Raw genomic sequence first — 20,257 nt, 5'->3', positions numbered from 1 at the left:
AAGAACAAGCATATTTGCTTGTTCTTTTTCTATTTCAATTCAAAACCTTGTTTTTGCAAAAAAGCTCCTACATCTGGCCTTCTTACCTCACTAAAGAAATCAATATTCTTCTGCAGCCAGTCGGTCTGTTGCTGGTTGCTGTTACGAGCAGCGTAATATGCAGCAGTCACCTGCTGATAATTACTTAAATCAGTGAACTTCGTTTTGTCATAGCTATTTTGGGCAACTTTTTGCTCGAGTGCCATTCGTGGCTTTATCTCATTCTTCTTAGTCGGAACGCCAATTGTCATCCCTAAAATAGGCACAGTAAATTCTGGTAATTCTAGGATTTCACTGACTTGTTCTAAGTCATTCCGAATGCCGCCGATATAACAAATACCCAAATCAAGGCCTTCAGCCGCAATTGCCATATTCTGTGCCGCTATCGTTGCATCAACCACGCTGACTAACAGTGCTTCCATATTTTTAATGCCTGCTAGTGATTGCTTTGCTCGTTCTAAAAGACACTTTTGCCGGTACAAATCCGCAACGAAAACGTAAAAGGCCCCACTGTGAACCACATATTCTGGACAATTGGCAATTGTGCCTAATTGCTGACGTTTTTGCTTGTCCGTAATTTCAATAATTGAAAATGCTTGAACAAAATTCGACGACGATGCGCTATTAGCAGCCTTTAGCAACTCCTGTTTAGTTGCAGTCGGTAAGGGTTCATCAACAAACGAGCGTACGGATACATGTTGTGTCATTTTTTGAATAAAATCATTCACTATTCTTAATTCCTTCTTCAAATGTTAAGTTAATTCAATAGGCGCCAAATTTCTTTTTGGACAGCACTGTCGTTACTAGAACCAATAATTCGGTTCGCGGCACTTTTAGCACTTGGCAAAGCTGTGCCAGTCGCGTAACCACGACCAACATATTTAAGCATGCCGACATCGTTGCCACTGTCACCAAACGCAATCATCTCACGCGGATTAATTCCGAGTTTCTTACTTAAATACTGCAAGCCGACAGCTTTATTCATGCCTTTAGCTGACATGTCAATCGAACCGGCAGAACCGGAAACAAAGCCCAGATTAGGATAATTGCGTTTCAGTTCGGCCAGCATTTGCGGCATTTTAGCTTCAGCGACATCAAAAGTAACTTTAAAGACCTGATCTTCTAAGTGCTCAAAGTCTTTTACTAGGGTGATTTTGTGGTAGTACTTGCGTAATTCTTCAATCGATTCAGGATCTAGTACGTATGCACTGAGCAATCCAGAAACAACGGCTTTTTCTTTATATTGGTGCGTAATCTGCAAAATTGTCCGCAAATCACTGTCAGATAAGCTATCAGTATGAATTACCTGTTTGCCTTTAGCAACCAGCGCCCCATTTTCAGCGACAAAATAAATTTGATTCGCTACTTCAGGAAAGCGGGTTACTAGATTTTCATACTGATTACCACTCGCAACTACAAATTTAATATCATGTTCCTGCATAATCTTAAATTCGCGCAAAAACAGGTCAACATCATAGGTCTTGGCATCAGTCAGCCAAGTACCATCCATATCTGTTGCAATTAACTTAATCATTTTAATTAACCTTTCTTGAGTGTTCGTAAACCTTTAGGATAAAAGTTCTTGAGGACACCGTTGCCGGTAACCTTGCCAAAACTAAAAATTAACTGATGCGCGCTAACTAGAACAAAACCGCGTAAGTCCGTTTTTACCCGCACTGTCTCGCCATGTAAATAAGCCGCATAGTCATCGTCATTTAAATCAACTACCCGTTCCTGCTTAACTTGGCTTAGTGCCATTGCTAATTGGTGTCCCGGCTCAAAGCGGTTCTTCTTTAATACGCCTAATTCAAGTCCATTATTAATTATTTTGAGGTGCAGGTTAGAAGTTTTGAGTGCAGGAATGAAAACATGATCTTGGCTAACGCGAACTTCGTCACGCCAGTTTAATAATGCTTGTGGCAAATCAAATTCAGCCAAAACTGAAGCTACTAATTCAGTCTGTTCTTTTGTTAAAAGTAATTTCGAGCGGTGCTTTTTATGTTTTTTTTCTTTAACTGGACGCTGTTCAATACTTCCAGGTAATTTTAGCTTGGCTGCAAACTGCCCTTCACCTAAATCGTCCTGCGGCCAAAAGCGAAGAGTCTCCTTCAAGGCTGGCTGATTATCGCCCCATTCAGGTCGACCATGACTTATCTTAGTAGAATGTAAATTCGTCGTCTCTACAGAAAAGCCAAATTCTGTCATTAACCAGCTGACAATCTGCTCATCTTCTTCTGGAGCGTAGGTACAAGTCGAATAAATTAGCTCTCCACCTGGCTTAAGCATCTTAACGGCTTGGGTTAAAATCTCTTGTTGGCGTTTTTGACAAACCAGCACATAATCCTGTGACCAATAATTAACCGCATCCGGATTCTTACGAAACATGCCTTCGCCGCTGCACGGTGCATCAACTAAGATTTTGTCAAAAAACTGCGGGAATTGTGGTGCCAAATTTGCTGGATCCTCACTGGTAATCAAGCAGTTGGTGATACCCCAACGCTCAATATTTTCTCGTAAAATCTTAGCCCGCGTCGCTGAAATTTCGTTAGCAACTAATAAACCTGAGCCGGCCAACTGCTCTCCTAAGGCAGTACTTTTACCACCTGGGGCAGCACAGAGGTCAAGCACCTTGTCGCCTGGCTTAACTGCCATGAGACTGGCGGGGAACATCGCTGACGGATCCTGCGAGTATACCGTGCCGCTGACCCACTCTGGATCATTGCCGGCAACTTGGCCATAATAAGCCTTCTCAATCTCAGGCACGGGCTCTTCACAATTATATGAAACTTTTTGCGAAAACTTCAGTGGGTTAAGGCGAAAGGCCTTTTTACTTGGCTTTGCCATTGCTTCAAACATGATGGCTGCTTGCTCTTTGCCAAGTAACTTTTGATATTTAAGTGTAAATTCTGCGGGTAAGTTAAGCACGACGCCGTTCCTTTCGTGATAGGTAAAAAATATTAAGAATATAAGCCCAAATGATGACAAACCAGCTGAGTGCTAGTAGCCATAACAGATGATCGGGTTTAGAATAAAATGCTCGCCAACATAAAAAGAAGTAGGCGCCTACGGTGGCTAATAATTCAGTTAAAATTAGTCTAATACCGCGGTTAATCAGCCAATTACGTAGTAAATTACCGGTAAGGCTCGTCTGTTTGACTGTTTGCCAATCAATTAAGGCAAGCAGCAGATTACAAATCGCCGCAATCAAACCGAAAAGAGCAATCAGTAAAATCTCCCGAATAACTGAAAAACGGTGGATTTGATGTCTTTTTACAAATAACGGTGTTCTAACCTTGCCGCCATAATGTGCCGCAATTTTATGAATAACCTTGTCTGAAGCGTCAATAATAATTTGGTAATTGTTTAGCTTAAATTGGCCTGTTGGCTGCTTAGGACCAGTCGACAAGTAATAGCCGTCTTGTTTCATTTGGCGATAATGTTTGAACGTTCCAATTACCGAATAGTACCTATGGTGCAGGGCAACATATTGGTTGCCTTGTGTTTTTAACGTTTTAACCTTGGCATTTAGCCCCAGCACAGCAAAAGAAACTTGTCCCGTAAAGTCATCCGCTGAAAAGTAACGCCCTGATTCAGTTGGCAAACTGATAATCGTGTGGTTAGCCCAAATTAACGTCTGGTGATCTTTATCTTGATGGTCAAGATGCACCTGAATTTTGTTCTTGGGGTATTTTTTAGTTAAGTATCGTAAAAAAGTGCTGACCTTTTGCTGGCTATTAATATCAATGTAGCGCGTACTGTTGCTTAAACCGTAAGCTTCCAGCAACTGGTTGGCCTCACGTGACTGCACGTTAGATAGCATGCTGCCTATTCCTAATAGTGCCAAGAAAAAAACTATAATTAATCCGAATTTTTTAAATTTCATGTTCTATCTCAAATATTTGTTCATTAATAAAGTCGTAACTTTGAAACGATTGGTTAATCTTTCTCAGTTGTGGTGAATGGTGCAGCTTCATTGTTTGCCAAAAAGCTGGCGAATTAGTTGCACCATTTTTTTCGCCGACAAAGAGAAGGTGGCTCTTAGGATTATACTTTTTCCATGCTGCAACTGCCAATAAGTCACTCTCAGTAAAGTTAGGTGCCCATGAGCAAATAACCAAATCAACATTTGCAAACTGCTTGATTGCTTGTGCTGCATCTAAGTCTACTACATCAAAGGCTGGTTGACTGCCCGTTGCCGAAGTCTTAGACCATTCTAAAGAATCAGTCGCGATTGTCTTGATTTGCACCTCGGCCAAAGCCTTTGACCAGTATGCGTTACCTGCCATAATTTCTAGTGCGGTTGTCACGTGCAATTGTTCTTTAATTAAGCGCGCCGTTGTTAGATTGGGCAATGACCAGAGACCATACCTAATTGATAAAAATTGCCGCAAGCTGTTCAGTAATTGGTTTAATACTTTGAGATTTGCGTCCTGCTTATCCCCCACTTGCTGCAAAACTGCTTCAACTTCATCGGGCAATAAGCCTAATTTGGCGGGAGCCGTTTCTAACACTTGGTGCTGGTCTAACTTATTAATAATTTGGTTAATTTCTGCAACCTGCTGATTGACTGTTGGATGCTTAATTTGCCTGTTTAATTGGTTAATTTTGTCTAAAAAATTTGTCATACTTCAATCCCTCTATTGATTTTACCATTCAAACAGACAGATTTCAGTTATAATAAAAGATAATAAACAAAGGAGAAGTTTTATGGCAAAAAAAGGAAATAAGCAAAACGAAGAAGAAAGTTTAGGGAAATTTATCCTTGACGTTGTAGTAATGATGGTTGTCATTTTAGGTATCTTTTGGCTGGTCTTCACCTATGCTCTGTCAAACGATAGCGTATCTGGTCCGTCAATGCAGCCAACGTTTGAAAATAATGACCGTTTGATTTCGGTACGGCACTTTGAACCTAAGCGCAACGATGTTGTTGTTTTAGTAGCACCTAAGGCAGCTAAAGATACTCCCGGAGCCCTTTACATCAAACGGGTTATTGGTCTACCTGGTGATAAATTAGTTTCCAAAAATGACAAAATGTACATCAATGGCAAGTTATTTAAAGAACCATATTTAGATAATAGTCTTAAAAAGGCCGATAACGACGCCGGACAAACCTACACAAACAATTTCACTTATACGGTTCCTAAGGGTTACTACTGGGTCATGGGCGATCACCGCGACATTTCCAAAGATTCCCATATCTTTGGCCCCGTTAAAAGAAGTGCCCTGGTTAGCAAAGTTGTCTTTCGTTACTGGCCATTTAACAAAATTCAGGGATTTTAATATAGTTTCTCTTTGAATTTAACGGATTTTTCGTTAAAATGAAATTGTAAAGGAGGATAATTATGAATCATCAATTAGAAGAACTATCCGATGCGATTATTGATTATCAAGTACAACATCACGTCACGGATACTGATTTAGCTTTTGCCAGCCACTTATCAGTTGAAAAAATTCATGCAATGAAAACTGGCGAGGGTGAATTCACTCCTGAAGAAATTAATCAGCTTTACGATTACATGGCAGCCAGCCATTAAATCTAACTTAACAAAAGACCTTCAAGTTAATCCTTGAAGGTCTTTTATTGTACTAAACGTGTTTTACAGTCAGTCATGTTCCTATCTAATCCAACTTATGACATTACAAATTATGGATATAACAGAAACAATTATCGAAACGATTAAAAATATTTCCTCAGATTTTTTCATTTGAAAACTCCTTGAGTTTTGCTATACTTAAGACAAAGGGACAAGCATTAGCCCGTCCCCTTGTCAACTTCTTAAGGGTCTAAGATAAGAGTTGACGCATAATACTGATAAGGTTTGCAATTAGGTCGATAATGAAAGCAATTTGCTTAAGTCTTGCTTTATGATCGGCTTTTTGTTTCGCCTTACGGTACTCCATGCGGGTCATTTTCTCACCCCCTTAAGTACACTTGTTAGCTATTTCAGCTAACAATCATATTATACATATTCAAATATATAATAAAAGATGCTTTTGCAATTTTTTGAAAATAAAATTACATGCAAAAAGTGCTCCTAATTGTGTTAGGAGCACTTTTTTAGTATTAGTTATTAGCCTTGGCCTCAACAACCTTATTAATTAGGTAAAGATTAATTGCTAGAAGTAGGATACCTATTAGCAGTAAAAAGCTAACTGTACTATGCACACCAGTCAAATATTGACCAGCAATAAAATTTAGTGGGTGATTTAATGCTTGGGGTAAAAAATTTAGCGTTGTCAGCAGTGGTCGACAAATGCCAGATAAAAATAACAGCCAGAGTAGCATTAGTATTACGCTATTGGACTTACCATTAAAAGCCGCGCTAATAATTTGCCAGCAAAAACAGATTAAATTAATTACCAAAAGACTAACAATCACCAGCAATAGAACTAGTCCAATTAATTCAATAAGTCTAGTAGCAGCAGCTCCATTCCAGCTAATAATTTGGCTCTCTTGATGAAATTCTTGCAAAAAGTCATTATGAAAACTGCTGCTGGTCATAAAAGAAAGACCAAAAATACAAACTAAACCAAGTAGTTGCAAAACCGCCAGATAAATCATGCTAATGAGTGCACTTAGCAGATTAACTAAATAAAAATTAGTGTCACTAACAGGAATTAACCGCCAAGTTTGGCTGGTACAATTCTGCTGCATTTTAAAGATAATTATTGTGGCCAAAATTAACTGGCACAAAAAACTCAAAGCAATTACAAAAATCCCCCACTGCGGTAAAAAGTCAGTCATCGCTAAATGGTAAAAATAAACCTGCATCGCGTTATGGTTAAACCAATTAAAAACAGCAATTACCAATGCTGCCAATAACTGAATCCCAAATAGTAAGTAGATTGATTTTCTCTTTTGCTTGAGCATTACATCAAATAACTTAGTACAATTAGTCATTTTTACGCCTTCTTGCTACTGCAGCAACTATTTATTAGCTTTTGCTTCAAATGTTTTATTGATTAAAAACAGATCGATTGCCCCAACAAATAAATTAAAGATTACCAAGGCAGTAATTCCACCTAATAATTGAAGTCTTGCGGCACCCAGAAACATTAATTGGAACGGCAATTTTAAAATTGGTAAAACAATATTAGCAGCACCAACACTCAGCCAGTAAACTAACAAAAAGATAATGAACCTAGTAACCTTTAATCCTAATTTTCCTGAAAAGTTTGGCAAAAAGTCAACAATCGTCTGACTGCTGAAATTTAAAAAGCTAACGGTAAGGTAAACAGCTAAAGTTATTAAAAGTAATACCACTACAATTTGGCACCACTTGAACCAGCCAATCTTCGCCATATCATTAAAGAAGTCCATCACCATTGACCACTGTCCGCTAATTGAATAGTGCAATAGCATCGGCCCAATTCCACAAAGAAACTCTAGCAGGACTAAAATCACAAATGAAACAAGTGAACTGATAATGTTGCTCAAATAAATGGTATTTTCGGTAGCTGGAACTAGCCGCCAAGTTTGACTATGGTTGATTTTTTCTACGTCAGAGATAGTCGTAAAGAGGCTGCCCAAGACGGCTATGAACCCAGTCCAAGCAACAACCCTTGCTAAATTTAACAAAAAGCTGCGAATCATATTCATATAAGGATTACCTGGCAAGGCAATTGCTTTAAAAGTCATTACTCCCGCCAAAATCACGGCAGCAACCAATTGGATGGCAATGACTTGCAACAACTTTTTGCTCTTATTTTTAAATAATTCTCCAAATAACTGTCTGAAACTTATCATTGCAGTGCCTCCTACTTCAGTTACTTATTCTGTTCGGCCTCGAAAAACTTGTTAATTAAAAGCATGTTGGCCAACAATAATACAATATCAATTACCAAAAAGAGAAAAATAATTCCGTTTAAAGTAATATTAATATCACCAAATAAAAAGTTTGTCGGTGATAAGAGCAGGTTGCTAAATAATTCAAAAATCTTCTCTAATAACTTAGCGATAACAATAATCAATACTAGTCTAAGTACGGTAACTGCTGCTTTGCTGGATATTCCTGGTAAATAATCAACGATTGCACGCGTAGAAAAATTCAGAAAGCTAACGATTAGATATGTAAACAGACTAATCAGAATGGTTAAACAGATAATCTGTAATACATTGCCAATAATAATATTAAAATGCCAATGGCTTCCAGCTTTAAAACCGTCAATGAAACTTTGAAAGGTATCATTAAGATTTTCATTAAACAGCAGAAAACTAATACCAGCAAAAATTGCAGTAACTATAATTTGGACAATCAGCAGATAAATAACCGAAATAAATGAACTTAACGTGTTGTCTAAGTAGAACATTTCATCACTAATTGGTGCTAAACGCCAAGTTTGACTGCGATTAACGTGCTCATTTTTATAACAAGTAACAACCAGATAAATTGGCAAGGCAATAATGCTAGTTACTGCAAATAAGAAAGTGAACATCGGCAGCACCATTTTCCAATATTCAGCCTCATACCTGCCTTCTGCCACAAAACTAATAATTGTTATCGCTAACGCAGAAATCAACTGAATAATAATTACTGCATTAGCATTGCGATTCTTTTGTTTAAATAATTCTTTAAATAGATGATTAAAAACTGTCATTTTTCTGCTGCTCTACTTATTTTGCTTTGCTTCAAAGAACTTACTAATTAAAAACATGTTAACGGCTGCTAAAATCACGTCAAGGATAGTAAATAATCCTACTGCTGGCCAAAGTTCCAACTCTTTTTCACCAAGTAAATAGCTTAACGGCGAAGCCACAATCGGCTTAACAAATAGGTAAACTTTGGTTAACAGCCACATAATCGCAATAATCAAAATTAAGCGAATGATCGTAACGATAAATTTACTTGAAACTGCCGGCAAAAAATCGACAATTGCCTGACTAGTAAAGTTTAAAAAACTGATAACTAAGTAAACTAATAATCCAAGCAAAATCGCAATCAAGACAATGCCAAGTAGGTCAGTAAGCGTTGCCCGACTTTGATTACCTTTTCTGATTGCCGCAAGCATGCCATCCCAGCCATTCTTAGTCCGCTTATTGAATAAGTAACTGAGCCCAAATAGGAATATTGAGCCAAGTGTCTGCAATAAAGCCAAGTAGATAAAGTTAACAAATGAACTTAACGTGTTATCCAAATAAATGTTGGCATCACTCATTGGTGCTAAGCGCCAAGTCTGACTATGATTAATCCGCTCATTCTGCAAGCTGGTTACAATTAGGTAAATTGGCAAAAACAAAAAGCTAAATGCGAAAAAAATCGCGAATAAAAATGGTAAGAAGCCATTTTCTTTTTGTAAAACGAATTTCATTTCGCCAGTGCTTTCGAAATAATTAAAAATAGTAGTGACTAAGGCAGATACAAACTGCAACATAATCATTAAATGGGCTTTCTTAGATTTTTGTTTGAATAATTCGGTAAATAAACGTTCAAAAACAGCCATTAATCTTCCTCTTCTCCATCGTAAAGGCCTTCATAATACTGCTCGATACTCTCATGATTATTACGAATTTCATCAGCTGACTTATGAGCAAAAATAGTTTGATCCTTAATAACGACTACCTCATCAAGCAGCGCCGCAATTTCATTAACAAAGTGGTCAGAAATCAAGATTGTTGCGTCATCATTCTTCCAAAGAATAATCGAATTAATAATCTTTTTACGCGCCATTGCATCAATCCCGCCAAATGGCTCATCAAGCAAATATAAGTCAGCCTTACGAGCAAAAGTCAGGGCAATAATTAATTTTTCGCGCATTCCCCGCGACAATTGGCTCAGGCGCATCTCAAGATCAAGCTTCATGAACTTACGTAATTGCTCAAATTCGTCCTTGGTAAAATCTTGGTAGACAACTTCATAAAAGTCAACGACCGCCTTAATTTTGGTTGAATCACTGAAGCCCGTTAAACCATCAGTAAATGATAAATGTGCTTTTTTCTCGGCGTCCTTGTCAAAGCCATCAATTTTCACACTGCCACGGTAATTTTTGGCCATGCCACTGATAATCCGCATCAACGTGGTTTTACCAGCACCGTTTTCCCCAAGAAGAGCAACGATTTTACCGGGTTGCAAAGTTAAATTGACATCTTTCAAAATCAATTTTTGATTCTTCTTATAGGTTACATCCTTGATTTCAAGTACATTTTTCATTACAAAACTCCTTACTTCAAATAATTAGCTAGAATTGAACTAAGTTGATCGTTGGTTACCCCTAAAGCATTCATGCTCTGAACAAACTTGTCCAACTCATTATTAATTAAATTCTGCTTAGTCTGGGCCAATAAAGCAGTATCTTCTGTTACAAAATTGCCTTCACCACGCTTAGTATATAAAATTCCTTCATCGTTCATCTGTTGCAGAGCACGCTGGACCGTATTGACATTAACCGTTAACTGCAATGCCAAATTACGTACCGATGGGATTTTCTCTCCTGCTTGCAATTTACCTACGGCAATTTCTCGGTAAAGATATTGTTTGATCTGCAGATAAATGGGAATATTATCTTTAAATTCCAAAAGTTCACCTTCCATTTTCACTGTACTATTTTCCTAGCACACCTATATAGTAAACCATTTTAGGTGTGAGTGCAATCTTTTTAAGTTACTTCCAATGTTTCACAAAAAGCTTTTTGCACTGTTATGCAACTAAAAAAGCCCATTCAAGTTGCTATATCAGCTTAAAAATGGACTTTTTAAAATTATTACGTTATTTGTGCATAACTTTTTTAAACCAAGCAAAAAGTAATTTTGCTTAGAAAAATAAGAGTTTAGCTTCCTCAAATAATTTTAATAAAATACTGAATAAATATGAGTTTTGTTCCACTACTGATGGCTAGCAGCGTTTAATTCTGCCATTTTAACCATTACGTCAACTGCCTTGTACATTGATTCCAAAACAGTGTATTCGTAACGACCATGCATGTTTTCTTCACCAGCAAAGAGGTTCGGGCATGGCAGACCCATATAAGTTAATTGCGAGCCATCTGTGCCGCCGCGAACAGGGTCCTCATCAATTGTGAGCCCTTCTGCCTTGTAAGCCTCACGGGCCAAATTAACAATATCCATATGCTTAGCCAATTCATCGGCCATGTTATAGTATTGATCCCACATCTTGAGTTTAATTCGCTCAGTGCCAAATTCTTCATTCATCTTAGCAACGAGTGACTTAACTAAGTCCTTACGCTTTTCAAGACCATCACGCTCAAAGTCACGGATAATATAATCCAAATGAGCATTATCAACAGTACCTGTAAAGTTCATTAAATGATAAAATCCTTGCTTACCATCTGTTTCTTCTGGTACTTCATCTTGTGGCAATTGATTTTGGAAATTAATTCCAACTTGAACGGCATTAATCATTTGCCCTTTGGCAACAGCTGGGTGCACATTAACTCCTTGAATATCAAGGCTAAATTGAGCTGCAGAAAAAGTTCCCCAGTCGAGCTTGCCGGGAGCTTCGCCATCGACAGTAAAGGCAAAATCAGCACCAAATTCAGGAACATCAAAGTGTTCGGCTCCCGTACCGATTTCTTCATCAGGAGTAAAGGCGAGCCGAATCTTGCCGTGCTTAATTTCCGGATGAGCAAGCAAATATTCCGCAAAAGTCACTAATTCAGAGACACCACACTTATCATCACCGCCAAGCAATGTATCACCGGAAGCAGTAATAATTGTTTGTCCTTGATAATTTTTTAAATGCGGAAAAACTTCTGGGTCCAAATAAAATTCGGAGTCACCCAATTGAATTTTGGAATGACCATCATAATTTTCATGGATTTGCGGCTTGACGTTTTCCGAATTAAAGTCTGCGGTATCACTGTGAGCCAAAAAGCCCATGACAGGTACATTCTTAGTAATATTAGCTGGGATTTCAGCGATCACACAGCCAGACTTTTGGTTATAATGAACGTCACTTAACCCCAATTCCTGCAGGTCCTTCATAATTACCTGCTTTTGAAAATCTTCTTCTCTTTCCGTTGATGGAAAACGAGTTGAATGCTCATCAGAGCGTGAATTAACCTGTACATATTTTAAAAATCGTGGTAACAAATTTGGATATTCCATTTTTACTCCTTAAATTAAATCTTGAAACGGATTAGTAGAAACCTGAGAAACGGCAACTTGTACTTGCCAATTTAGCTCAGTATTCCATTTTTGCAGCAAGTCAAAGACCCGATGCTTAAATAATTTTTCAGTATAATGCCCCGGATCAACTACCGTTAACCCTGCAGAAATCATATCGTGGCCAGTATGATAATAAACGTCGCCTGTAATAAAGGCATCTAGCCCTTCATCAACTGCTTGGTGCCAGTATTTACCGCCATCACCACAAATAAAGCCAACTGTGGAAATCAGCTGCTGGTTATCAGCAGTAATTAGCCGTGCCATTTTGATATTCATTTTTTGTTTGACATAATAAGCAAAATTATAAGCAGTCATTGCTTGCGGCAGTTTGCCTTTGCGGCCAATGGCAATTCCGTCATCATCCAAGCAGAACGGTTCAACATCAGTTAATCCCAGTTCTGCTGCCTGCCAATCACTAGAACCATTTTGCGCTTTATCAGAATTAGTATGAATTGAATAAACAGTAATGCCATGTGCAATAATCTGACCGTACATGGCATTTTGTGGATCCGCAAAGTCTAAATTCCGTGCTGGGTGAAACATTAACGGATGGTGGCTAATAATCAAATTAGCACCTTGATTAATTGCTTCAGTAACAACTTGCGGCCGCACGTCAAGGGTAGTCAATACCTTGGTAACTGGCTGCTCGAGCGAGCCAATCTGCAGTCCAACTGGGTCACCCTGACTAGCAATTTCTTCGGGAAAGTCTTGCCGTAAACGAGCAACAATATCTTTAACTTTGGTCATTTAGTTCCTCCTCAATCATTGTAATTTCTTGTTCAATTTGTTTAATATGCTCTGTATCCTTGTTTTTTGCCTTGTTTAAATTGACTAATAGCTTCTGGTGATAAGCAAGTTGCCCCTGCCATTTTTGGTAAAAAACAGGGTTCTTGGTTTGTAAAATTAAGGGGCCGAAGAAAATTTCCGCCTTGCTCAACTTAACTGGCGTTTTCACCTGAATGGCCTTAATGAGTTCATAAGTATGACCAGCTTCTTCAATCAAGTCTTCTGCCACAACTTGATAATTATGGTCTACGAGCCACTTACGCACGCCAGGCTCACCAACATTAGGCTCAAGCACCAGCGTTTTAAATTGAAAGTCATTCTGCCAAGCAGCAGTCAGAATCTCTACCATTAACTTGCCGCCCATGCCTGCAATTACAACTGTATCAATCTTATCTTCATGCGTAATAGTCACTAGACCAGCGCCCAAACGAACGTCAATTTGCTTTTCAAGGCCAGCCTGAACAATGTCATCTCGAGCATTATCCAGTGGCCCTTGAGCAATATCACTAGCAATTGCGTAATCAATTTTGCCAGATTGGACTAATGCAATCGGCAAGTACGCGTGGTCGGTGCCAATGTCAGCTACCCGCGCTCCCTGATCGACCATTTGCGCTAAAGTATTTAACCGTAAATTCATTTTTATTCCTCTGCTCTCTAGGTATCACTCAAATTTTAACATAATAAAATTATTAGTTGGAGCTAGTAAAACAAAAATTACCGACTATTTATTATTTTGGTCTAAGAGCCAATTTTTATGAAGGCTAGGTTAGTGGTAAGATTGTAGGGAAATTCAAATTAAAATCAAGATTAGGAGTAATTATGGATCGAACTGAACGTGTTACGTTAACCAATATGTGTATGATAACTAAAGATGATAAGATTTTAGTCTTAAACCGCAATGACCCCACGTGGCCTGGGCTAACCTTCCCTGGCGGTCACGTGGAAGCACACGAATCATTCCACGATTCAGTTGTCCGTGAAGTCAAAGAAGAAACAAACTTAACAATTACTAAGCCGCGCTTAGCTGGAATTAAGCAATTTTATGATGATAATAGTGACCGCTACATTGTATTGTTTTATATCGCCAATAACTTTACTGGTAATGTTAAAGCTTCAAATGAAGGTGCTCTAACTTGGATGACCAAGGATGAATTAATGAGCCACCAACTTGCCTACAACTTTGATCGGGATTTACAAGTTTACTTTAATGAGCAAACTTATGAGCACTTGCTCGACGGTGACCGTGACGAATTATTTTAAACGAAAAAGGATGATGATATCGTATTGATATTCATCATCCTTTTTTATTATTAATCTAAAAAGTCACGTAATTGGTTAGAACGACTAGGATGACGCAACTTGCGCAAAGCCTTAGCTTCAATCTGACGAATCCGTTCACGGGTAACGCCAAAGACTTTGCCAACTTCCTCAAGTGTGCGTGTCCGGCCATCATCAAGACCAAACCGCAACCGCAAAACATTTTCTTCACGGTCAGTCAAGGTATCAAGGACTTCTTCCAATTGTTCTTTGAGCATTTCGTAAGAAGCATGTTGTTCAGGACTAGTGGCATCCTTATCCTTGATGAAGTCACCTAAGTGTGAATCGTCTTCTTCACCAATCGGCGTTTCAAGAGATACCGGCTCTTGAGCAATCTTCAAGATATCGCGCACCTTGCTTGTTGGCATATCCATTTCGGCACCAATTTCTTCAGGTACTGGTTCACGACCCAAGTCTTGCAATAATTGCCGCTGAATCCGAATCAACTTGTTAATGGTTTCAACCATGTGAACTGGGATTCTGATTGTCCGTGCTTGATCGGCAATCGCACGCGTAATTGCTTGTCTAATCCACCAAGTTGCATAAGTTGAAAACTTAAATCCAAGGCTATAATCGAATTTGTCAACAGCCTTCATTAAGCCCATGTTACCTTCTTGAATTAAATCAAGAAACGACATTCCCCGGCCAACATAACGTTTAGCAATGGAAACAACTAACCGCAAGTTAGCTTCTGCTAATTCCTGCTTAGCTTCTTCGTCGCCCTTTTCAATTCTCTTAGCCAAAGAAATTTCTTGGTCAGCATTAAGAAGTGGTACTCGACCAATTTCTTTCAGATACATCCGAACTGGGTCGTTCATGCGCACACTTGATGGTGCAGACATGTCTTTCAATTCAGCCTTTTCAACATCTTTTTGCTTTTTCAAGGCTAATTTTGAAGGTTCACCCTTTTCATCAACGATACTGATACCGTTGTCCTCGAACTCTTGTACCAATTGATCGACTGCCTTACCTTGCAGCTTATACGGCTTAATTAACTGCTTAGTAAATTCTTCTTCGGTAATTGCCTTGTCTTTTTTAACTTCTTTGACAATTTTTTTAACTACCTTGTCTAATGATAGTTCTTCTTCTTGGTTAGTGTTTTTCTTTTCTACCACTAAAAGGCCCCCCTTTGACCCTGAATCCTCTTTAACTGCAAAATTTTCTGAGTAATGGCAATAATTTCATTTGTGTCTGTTTTGCGTTTGGCATCCTGCAACTGATTTTCTAGATCTTTCAGTTGGGCATTAATTTTACGCATCTCAAGTGCAGCCATCTGCTCTTCAAGTTCGCGGTCAGAAAAATCCTGGGGCATATCTGTCATTTCAGTACTTACTATTATACCTTGAAGTTCGTCAGGAATAAAATCTAAGAAACTATTTATTGTTGGATTTTCATGTTCTTCACTAAATTTTAACCATAATTCAGCCAAATCTGCATATTTTTCATCTGGAAATAAAAAATTATTTTCAAGCAAAAAATCACGGGCATGTTCTGAATGCATAAATAAATATAATAATCTAGTTTGAATCGGATCAATTTTGGCAGTTTGTTCGGCTTCAATAATTGGTGTCGAGTCATCCTCCAAAATAGGATCAACTGGACCACCACTATTTTTATGTCTTTGAGCTGCATTATTAATCCGGCGCTGCCGCAGCAGGTTGACCTTGAGAGAATCCTTAGAAACATTCTGCGCCTGCGCAATCCGTTCCAAATATAAGTCTTGCTCAACTGGATTTGACAATTCAGCAATTTCCTTGACGGCATCGTTAAGATAAGCGATTTTTTCGCGGTCATTAGCCAAATTATACTTTTGTGCTAAGCGTTTTAAGAAAAAATCAGTCGGCGTTAATGCACCCTTAATTTCATCGCGATATTTAGCAGCACCGTATTTTTTAACATATTCATCGGGATCCAATTTTTCTGGTAAAACGACAATCCCAATATTAAAACCGCCAGCCTTATCGAACATTTTAGCAGCTCGCTCTTCGGCATGAACACCAGGATCATCCCCATCATAATTGATGACAATATTTTTTGTAATTCGCCGCAGCATGTAGACCTGCTGGTCCGTCAGACTTGTTCCCATTGAGGCAATGCCAGACTTAATGTCCGCCTTATAAGCCGCAATTACATCCATGTAGCCTTCATATAAGACTAAATGTCCTTCTTCACGAGCTGCTTTTTTAGCTTCCGCAAAGTGAAACAATAACTTAGATTTGGTGAAAATTGGCGTCTCAGGACTATTAATATATTTCGCTTCTGTCTTATCCGTCGACAAACGTCTCCCAGAAAAGCCAATAACGTAATCACTCTCGTTACTTAGCGGAAACATCAACCGATCACGAAAACGGTCAAAGAGCTCACCATCTTGAGACTGTACAAACAAACCACTAGCGGCCAACTCATCATTTGAATAACCATGTCCTCTTAGGTACGTTAACAATAAATTGTTTTGCTTTGGCGCGTAACCAATCTTGAAGTGAGCAATAATTTCATCATCAAGTTCTCGCGATTGCGCATATTCTAGTCCTCGTTTACCAGCATTAGTTGAGGTCAACACCCGCTGATAAAAGTCGCAAGCATCTTGGTGCATTTTAATTAGTGGGTTACTAGTTTGACTGCTTTGTCCTGTTTCGCCAATATCAATATGGGCAAAATCGGCAACCTTGCGCACACTTTCGGGAAAAGTTAAATTATCCTTCTCCATTAAGAACTTAAAGACATTGCCACCCTTGCCGCAGCCAAAACATTTAAAAAACTGCTTCTCTTCATTAACGGTAAATGATGGCGTTTTTTCTTCATGAAAAGGGCAAAGACCAATATAGTCTTTGCCTTTCTTTTCAAGTGAGACATACTGGCTGATTACATTGACAATGTTAACATTATTGCGCACCTTGGCAATTGTTTCTTCTGGAATCAAACCAGCCATTCATATCACCTATTCCTGATTAACTTATTTAATAACTAATTTACTTAAATCACCCAAACGTTCAGCCAAATCGCCAACTGCACATAATTGTGCTAGCCGGTTGTTCTTAACAGCTTCGTCCTTAGCCATAATCATGTTAGTGTCAAAGTAACGGTCAATAACCGGTTGTAATTTAACGAAACCATTGTAGAGTTCAGTTAAATCAGTCAACTCTTGTAAGTTTCGAACGCCAGCATAAAGTTCAGTTTCAGTTGCATCGTCAAATAAATCAGGATTAATCGTAATCTGTCCCTTAAATTTAGCTTTCTTCAAAATATTATTGATTCGTGTCAAACTTTCAACAACTGGCTTAAATTGCTCGTCATCATGGTGTGACTGCAGAACTGTTGCGGCGGTTAAAATTTGAATTGGGTCTTGTTGACTGGAAGCAAGAACTGCATCAATAATATCGTACTTAAACTTATTCTTGTGCAAGTATTGGTTAATCCGATCACGAATGAAGGAAGCAATCTCTTCATCTTGACTCTCTGATTTTGGAATTTTGGCAGCCGTTTTACCATCAAGCAAGCTGACGATTTGTGGTAAGACTTGATTAAATGGCAATGACCACTCTTGGTTAAGCAAAATGCGGACAATTCCATAAGCATACCGACGCAAAGCATACGGATCATTAGATGAAGTTGGAATCATACCAGCAGCAAAGAAAGTAATGATGGTATCAAGCTTATCAGCAACTGATAATAATGCACCAACAGTTGTTTGCGGTAGTTGGCCTTCAGCGGATAATGGCATGTAATGTTCCTTAATAGCAACAGCAACATCTTCATTTTCGCCGGCAAGACGAGCATAATGCATTCCCATTATCCCTTGCAATTCCGCAAATTCACCAACCATTTGTGTAACCAAATCGAATTTGTATAATTCGCTGGCACGATCAAAATCAGTTATCGTCTGCTTATCCAAGTTCCATTTTTCAGCTAAAAAGTCACCAATAATTCGAACCCGCTGCGTCTTTTCGGCCATCGAACCGATCTTGTCGTGGAAGGAGACATTATTCAATCTTTGAACAAAATGGCTTAACGGATACTTGCGGTCCTCATCATAGAAGAATTGAGCATCATCAAGCCGGGCAACTAATACCTTTTCGTTACCGGAAATAACATTATCCAAGTAGTCTTTATTACCATTACGAACAGCAATAAAGTGGTTAATCAATTGACCTTGCTTGTCGTAAACCTCGAAGTAACGTTGGTTATCTTTCATTGAAGTAATCAAAACTTCTTGAGGCATTTCTAAGTACTTTTCGTCAAAAGTACCAGCAAAGACAGTTGGATATTCAACCAAATTAGTAACTTCTTCAAGTAAGTTTTTATCCAGTTTAATCTGCCAGTCGTTCTTTTCAACCAAATCATTCATCTGTTGAACGATCATTTCTTTACGTTCGTCAGCGTCGACAATTACGAATTGATCCTTTAGTGCTTCTTCATAATCATCTGCACTAGCCAAAACAACAGAATCGCCTAAGAAACGGTGACCTTCAGTCTTACGACCAGCAGTAATATCTAAAATTTTAACGGGAATAACGTCACTACCGAATAATGAAACGAGCCAGTGAATTGGCCGTACAAATTCGAAGTCATGAGAGTCCCAGCGCATCTTAGTTGGGAAAGTCATTGCCTTAATAATGTCGCTCATTCCCAGCAAGATATCGCTGGCTTTTTTACCTTCTTGCTTGACATGAACATAAGCATATTCGGTACCTTTGAGTTCTTCAAAGTAAATATCGTCAGTTGTCATGCCTTGACCGCGGGCAAAGCCTTGTGCTGCCTTAGTCCAGTTGCCGTCAGCATCCTGAGCAATCTTCTTAGCTGGCCCCTTTTTAATTTCGTCAATATCAACTTGCTTTTCAGCTAATTCTTCTACAACAATCGTCAATCTGCGCGGTGTTGAATAAGTCTTGATATTCTTGAATTTTAAGCCGTTTTCTTTTAAAAATTTGCTGGTTCTGTCAGCTAGTTGCTTCACACTTTTGGAAACAACGTGTGCTGGCATTTCTTCAATTCCAATTTCAAACAAATAGTTTTTAGTCATTTTCAAGCCCCGCCTTCTTGTCTTCTGCATTTTTTAATAATGGAAAGCCGCGCTTTTCACGTTCTTGAACAAAGCAAACAGCTACTTCATGGGCTAAATTACGGATTCGCGCCAAATAACCTGCACGTTCAGTAACCGAAACGGCACCGCGCGCATCAAGCAAGTTAAAGGTATGCGAACACTTCAAAATGTAATCATAAGCAGGTTGAACTAAGTTTTGACTTAACAAACGTTTTGCCGTTTTTTCGTAAACATCGAAGGATTTTAACAAATTCTCTTGGTTTGATTCTTCAAAAGCATACTTCGAATGCTCATATTCTGCTTCTTTAAAGATGTCACGATAAAGTACGCCATTGCCCCATTCGAGGTCAAAAACGGAATTAACGTCTTGAATATAAGAAGCAAGTCGTTCAACCCCATAAGTAATTTCACTCATAGTTGGCTTAACGTCAAGTTCACCGACAGTTTGGAAGTAAGTAAATTGACTAACTTCCATCCCGTCAAGCCAAACTTCCCAACCAACACCGGCACAACCCATTGATGGGTTCTCCCAGTTATCTTCAACGAAACGAATATCGTGCTCTAACGGATTGATACCTAATACCTTCAAGCTATCTAAATAGTATTGTTGGATATTTTCCGGAGCTGGCTTAATTACTGCTTGGAATTGATGGTGTTGGAACAATCGGTTAGGGTTATCACCATAACGGCCATCGGCTGGTCGTCTTGATGGTTCAACATAACATGCTGCCCATGGCTCAGGACCTACTGCTCGTAAAAAAGTATATGGGCTCATTGTTCCGGCCCCTTTTTCAACATCGTATGACGGCATAATCATACAACCCTTGGAAGACCAAAATTCTTCCAATTTAAAAATCATTTCTTGAATTGTTAATTTTTTCTTTGCCATATTAATTCCTCCCTGCATGAGGCCATAAAAAAAGCCTATGCAAAACTTGCATAGGGACGAGATT

21 protein-coding genes are annotated in these 20,257 nt (G+C 38.7%); 3 read left to right on the top strand and 18 right to left on the bottom strand.

Annotated features, from left to right (window positions below):
• Positions 1–29: 29 nt before the first annotated feature.
• From PT278_RS01190 to PT278_RS01170, 5 genes are read right to left on the bottom strand one after another with little or no spacing between them, the layout of a single operon-like run.
• Positions 30–767: an NADPH-dependent oxidoreductase gene (locus PT278_RS01190; protein WP_277129619.1), complete on the bottom strand. Its 738-nt coding sequence runs from the start codon at positions 765–767 to the stop codon at positions 30–32.
• A 29-nt stretch (positions 768–796) separates the two neighbouring features.
• The gene (locus PT278_RS01185) at positions 797–1,573 is read right to left on the bottom strand and encodes an HAD family hydrolase (RefSeq protein ID WP_277129618.1); all 777 of its coding nucleotides are present in this window, start codon (positions 1,571–1,573) and stop codon (positions 797–799) included.
• Positions 1,574–1,578: 5 nt separating this feature from the next.
• Positions 1,579–2,964, bottom strand: a complete 1,386-nt coding sequence (locus tag PT278_RS01180; protein WP_277129617.1) for an RsmB/NOP family class I SAM-dependent RNA methyltransferase — start codon at positions 2,962–2,964, stop codon at positions 1,579–1,581.
• Positions 2,957–3,922 carry a hypothetical protein gene (locus PT278_RS01175; protein ID WP_277129616.1) on the bottom strand — a complete coding sequence of 322 codons (966 nt, stop codon included), beginning with the start codon at positions 3,920–3,922 and terminating at the stop codon, positions 2,957–2,959. The genes PT278_RS01180 and PT278_RS01175 overlap by 8 nt, the downstream gene beginning before the upstream one ends.
• Positions 3,912–4,664, bottom strand: coding sequence for an SAM-dependent methyltransferase (locus tag PT278_RS01170; RefSeq protein ID WP_277129615.1), 753 nt, complete (start codon positions 4,662–4,664; stop codon positions 3,912–3,914). The genes PT278_RS01175 and PT278_RS01170 overlap by 11 nt, the downstream gene beginning before the upstream one ends.
• Positions 4,665–4,746: 82 nt before the next feature.
• Between PT278_RS01170 and lepB the strand changes: the two genes are divergently transcribed.
• Positions 4,747–5,319, top strand: a complete 573-nt coding sequence (gene lepB / locus PT278_RS01165; RefSeq protein WP_277129614.1) for a signal peptidase I — start codon at positions 4,747–4,749, stop codon at positions 5,317–5,319.
• A gap of 62 nt (positions 5,320–5,381) precedes the next feature.
• On the top strand, positions 5,382–5,573 hold the full coding sequence (locus tag PT278_RS01160) for an LBP_cg2779 family protein (RefSeq protein WP_277129613.1): 192 nt from the start codon (positions 5,382–5,384) through the stop codon (positions 5,571–5,573).
• Positions 5,574–6,103: 530 nt separating this feature from the next.
• Here the strand turns inward: PT278_RS01160 and PT278_RS01155 are convergent.
• The 9 genes from PT278_RS01155 to PT278_RS01115 form a co-directional block, all read right to left on the bottom strand.
• A complete protein-coding gene (locus PT278_RS01155) occupies positions 6,104–6,940 on the bottom strand; it encodes a hypothetical protein (protein WP_277129612.1) in 837 nt (278 codons plus the stop codon).
• Positions 6,941–6,967: 27 nt separating this feature from the next.
• Positions 6,968–7,786 carry a hypothetical protein gene (locus tag PT278_RS01150; protein WP_277129611.1) on the bottom strand — a complete coding sequence of 273 codons (819 nt, stop codon included), beginning with the start codon at positions 7,784–7,786 and terminating at the stop codon, positions 6,968–6,970.
• Between the two features lie 20 nt (positions 7,787–7,806).
• Complete coding sequence (locus PT278_RS01145) at positions 7,807–8,637, bottom strand: hypothetical protein (protein ID WP_277129610.1); 831 nt, start codon at positions 8,635–8,637, stop codon at positions 7,807–7,809.
• Positions 8,638–8,649: 12 nt separating this feature from the next.
• Positions 8,650–9,480, bottom strand: a complete 831-nt coding sequence (locus PT278_RS01140) for a hypothetical protein (protein WP_277129609.1) — start codon at positions 9,478–9,480, stop codon at positions 8,650–8,652.
• Positions 9,480–10,187 (bottom strand): ABC transporter ATP-binding protein, encoded by a 708-nt coding sequence (locus PT278_RS01135; RefSeq protein ID WP_277129608.1) that lies wholly within the window; start codon positions 10,185–10,187, stop codon positions 9,480–9,482. The genes PT278_RS01140 and PT278_RS01135 overlap by 1 nt, the downstream gene beginning before the upstream one ends.
• A gap of 11 nt (positions 10,188–10,198) precedes the next feature.
• Positions 10,199–10,552, bottom strand: a complete 354-nt coding sequence (locus PT278_RS01130; RefSeq protein WP_277129607.1) for a GntR family transcriptional regulator — start codon at positions 10,550–10,552, stop codon at positions 10,199–10,201.
• A gap of 306 nt (positions 10,553–10,858) precedes the next feature.
• Complete coding sequence (gene pepT, locus PT278_RS01125; protein ID WP_277129606.1) at positions 10,859–12,100, bottom strand: peptidase T; 1,242 nt, start codon at positions 12,098–12,100, stop codon at positions 10,859–10,861.
• A 9-nt stretch (positions 12,101–12,109) separates the two neighbouring features.
• Positions 12,110–12,907 (bottom strand): Nif3-like dinuclear metal center hexameric protein, encoded by a 798-nt coding sequence (locus PT278_RS01120; RefSeq protein ID WP_277129605.1) that lies wholly within the window; start codon positions 12,905–12,907, stop codon positions 12,110–12,112.
• Entirely contained in the window at positions 12,894–13,583 is a 690-nt protein-coding gene (locus PT278_RS01115) for a class I SAM-dependent methyltransferase (RefSeq protein ID WP_277129604.1), read from the bottom strand. The genes PT278_RS01120 and PT278_RS01115 overlap by 14 nt, the downstream gene beginning before the upstream one ends.
• A 182-nt stretch (positions 13,584–13,765) precedes the next feature.
• Here PT278_RS01115 and PT278_RS01110 point away from each other — a divergent pair, with 182 nt between their 5' ends.
• Positions 13,766–14,206 (top strand): 8-oxo-dGTP diphosphatase, encoded by a 441-nt coding sequence (locus tag PT278_RS01110; RefSeq protein WP_277129603.1) that lies wholly within the window; start codon positions 13,766–13,768, stop codon positions 14,204–14,206.
• Positions 14,207–14,256: 50 nt separating this feature from the next.
• Here PT278_RS01110 and rpoD read toward each other — a convergent pair whose 3' ends face one another.
• Genes rpoD through glyQ form a run of 4 tightly spaced genes read right to left on the bottom strand, consistent with a single transcriptional unit; the run spans position 14,257 to position 20,193 of the window.
• Entirely contained in the window at positions 14,257–15,378 is a 1,122-nt protein-coding gene (gene rpoD / locus PT278_RS01105; protein WP_277129602.1) for an RNA polymerase sigma factor RpoD, read from the bottom strand.
• Positions 15,378–17,192 carry a DNA primase gene (dnaG, locus tag PT278_RS01100; protein WP_277129601.1) on the bottom strand — a complete coding sequence of 605 codons (1,815 nt, stop codon included), beginning with the start codon at positions 17,190–17,192 and terminating at the stop codon, positions 15,378–15,380. The genes rpoD and dnaG overlap by 1 nt, the downstream gene beginning before the upstream one ends.
• A 24-nt stretch (positions 17,193–17,216) precedes the next feature.
• The gene (gene glyS, locus PT278_RS01095) at positions 17,217–19,283 is read right to left on the bottom strand and encodes a glycine--tRNA ligase subunit beta (RefSeq protein WP_277129600.1); all 2,067 of its coding nucleotides are present in this window, start codon (positions 19,281–19,283) and stop codon (positions 17,217–17,219) included.
• A complete protein-coding gene (gene glyQ / locus PT278_RS01090) occupies positions 19,276–20,193 on the bottom strand; it encodes a glycine--tRNA ligase subunit alpha (RefSeq protein ID WP_277129599.1) in 918 nt (305 codons plus the stop codon). Before glyQ ends, glyS begins: the two co-directional genes overlap by 8 nt.
• Positions 20,194–20,257 lie beyond the last annotated feature (64 nt).

Origin of the sequence: Lactobacillus sp. ESL0703, assembly GCF_029433435.1 — a bacterium.
Taxonomy (GTDB): Bacteria; Bacillota; Bacilli; order Lactobacillales; family Lactobacillaceae; genus Lactobacillus.
The sequence above is the reverse complement of the archived record's forward strand: the minus strand, read 5'-3'. Positions and strand labels throughout refer to the sequence as shown.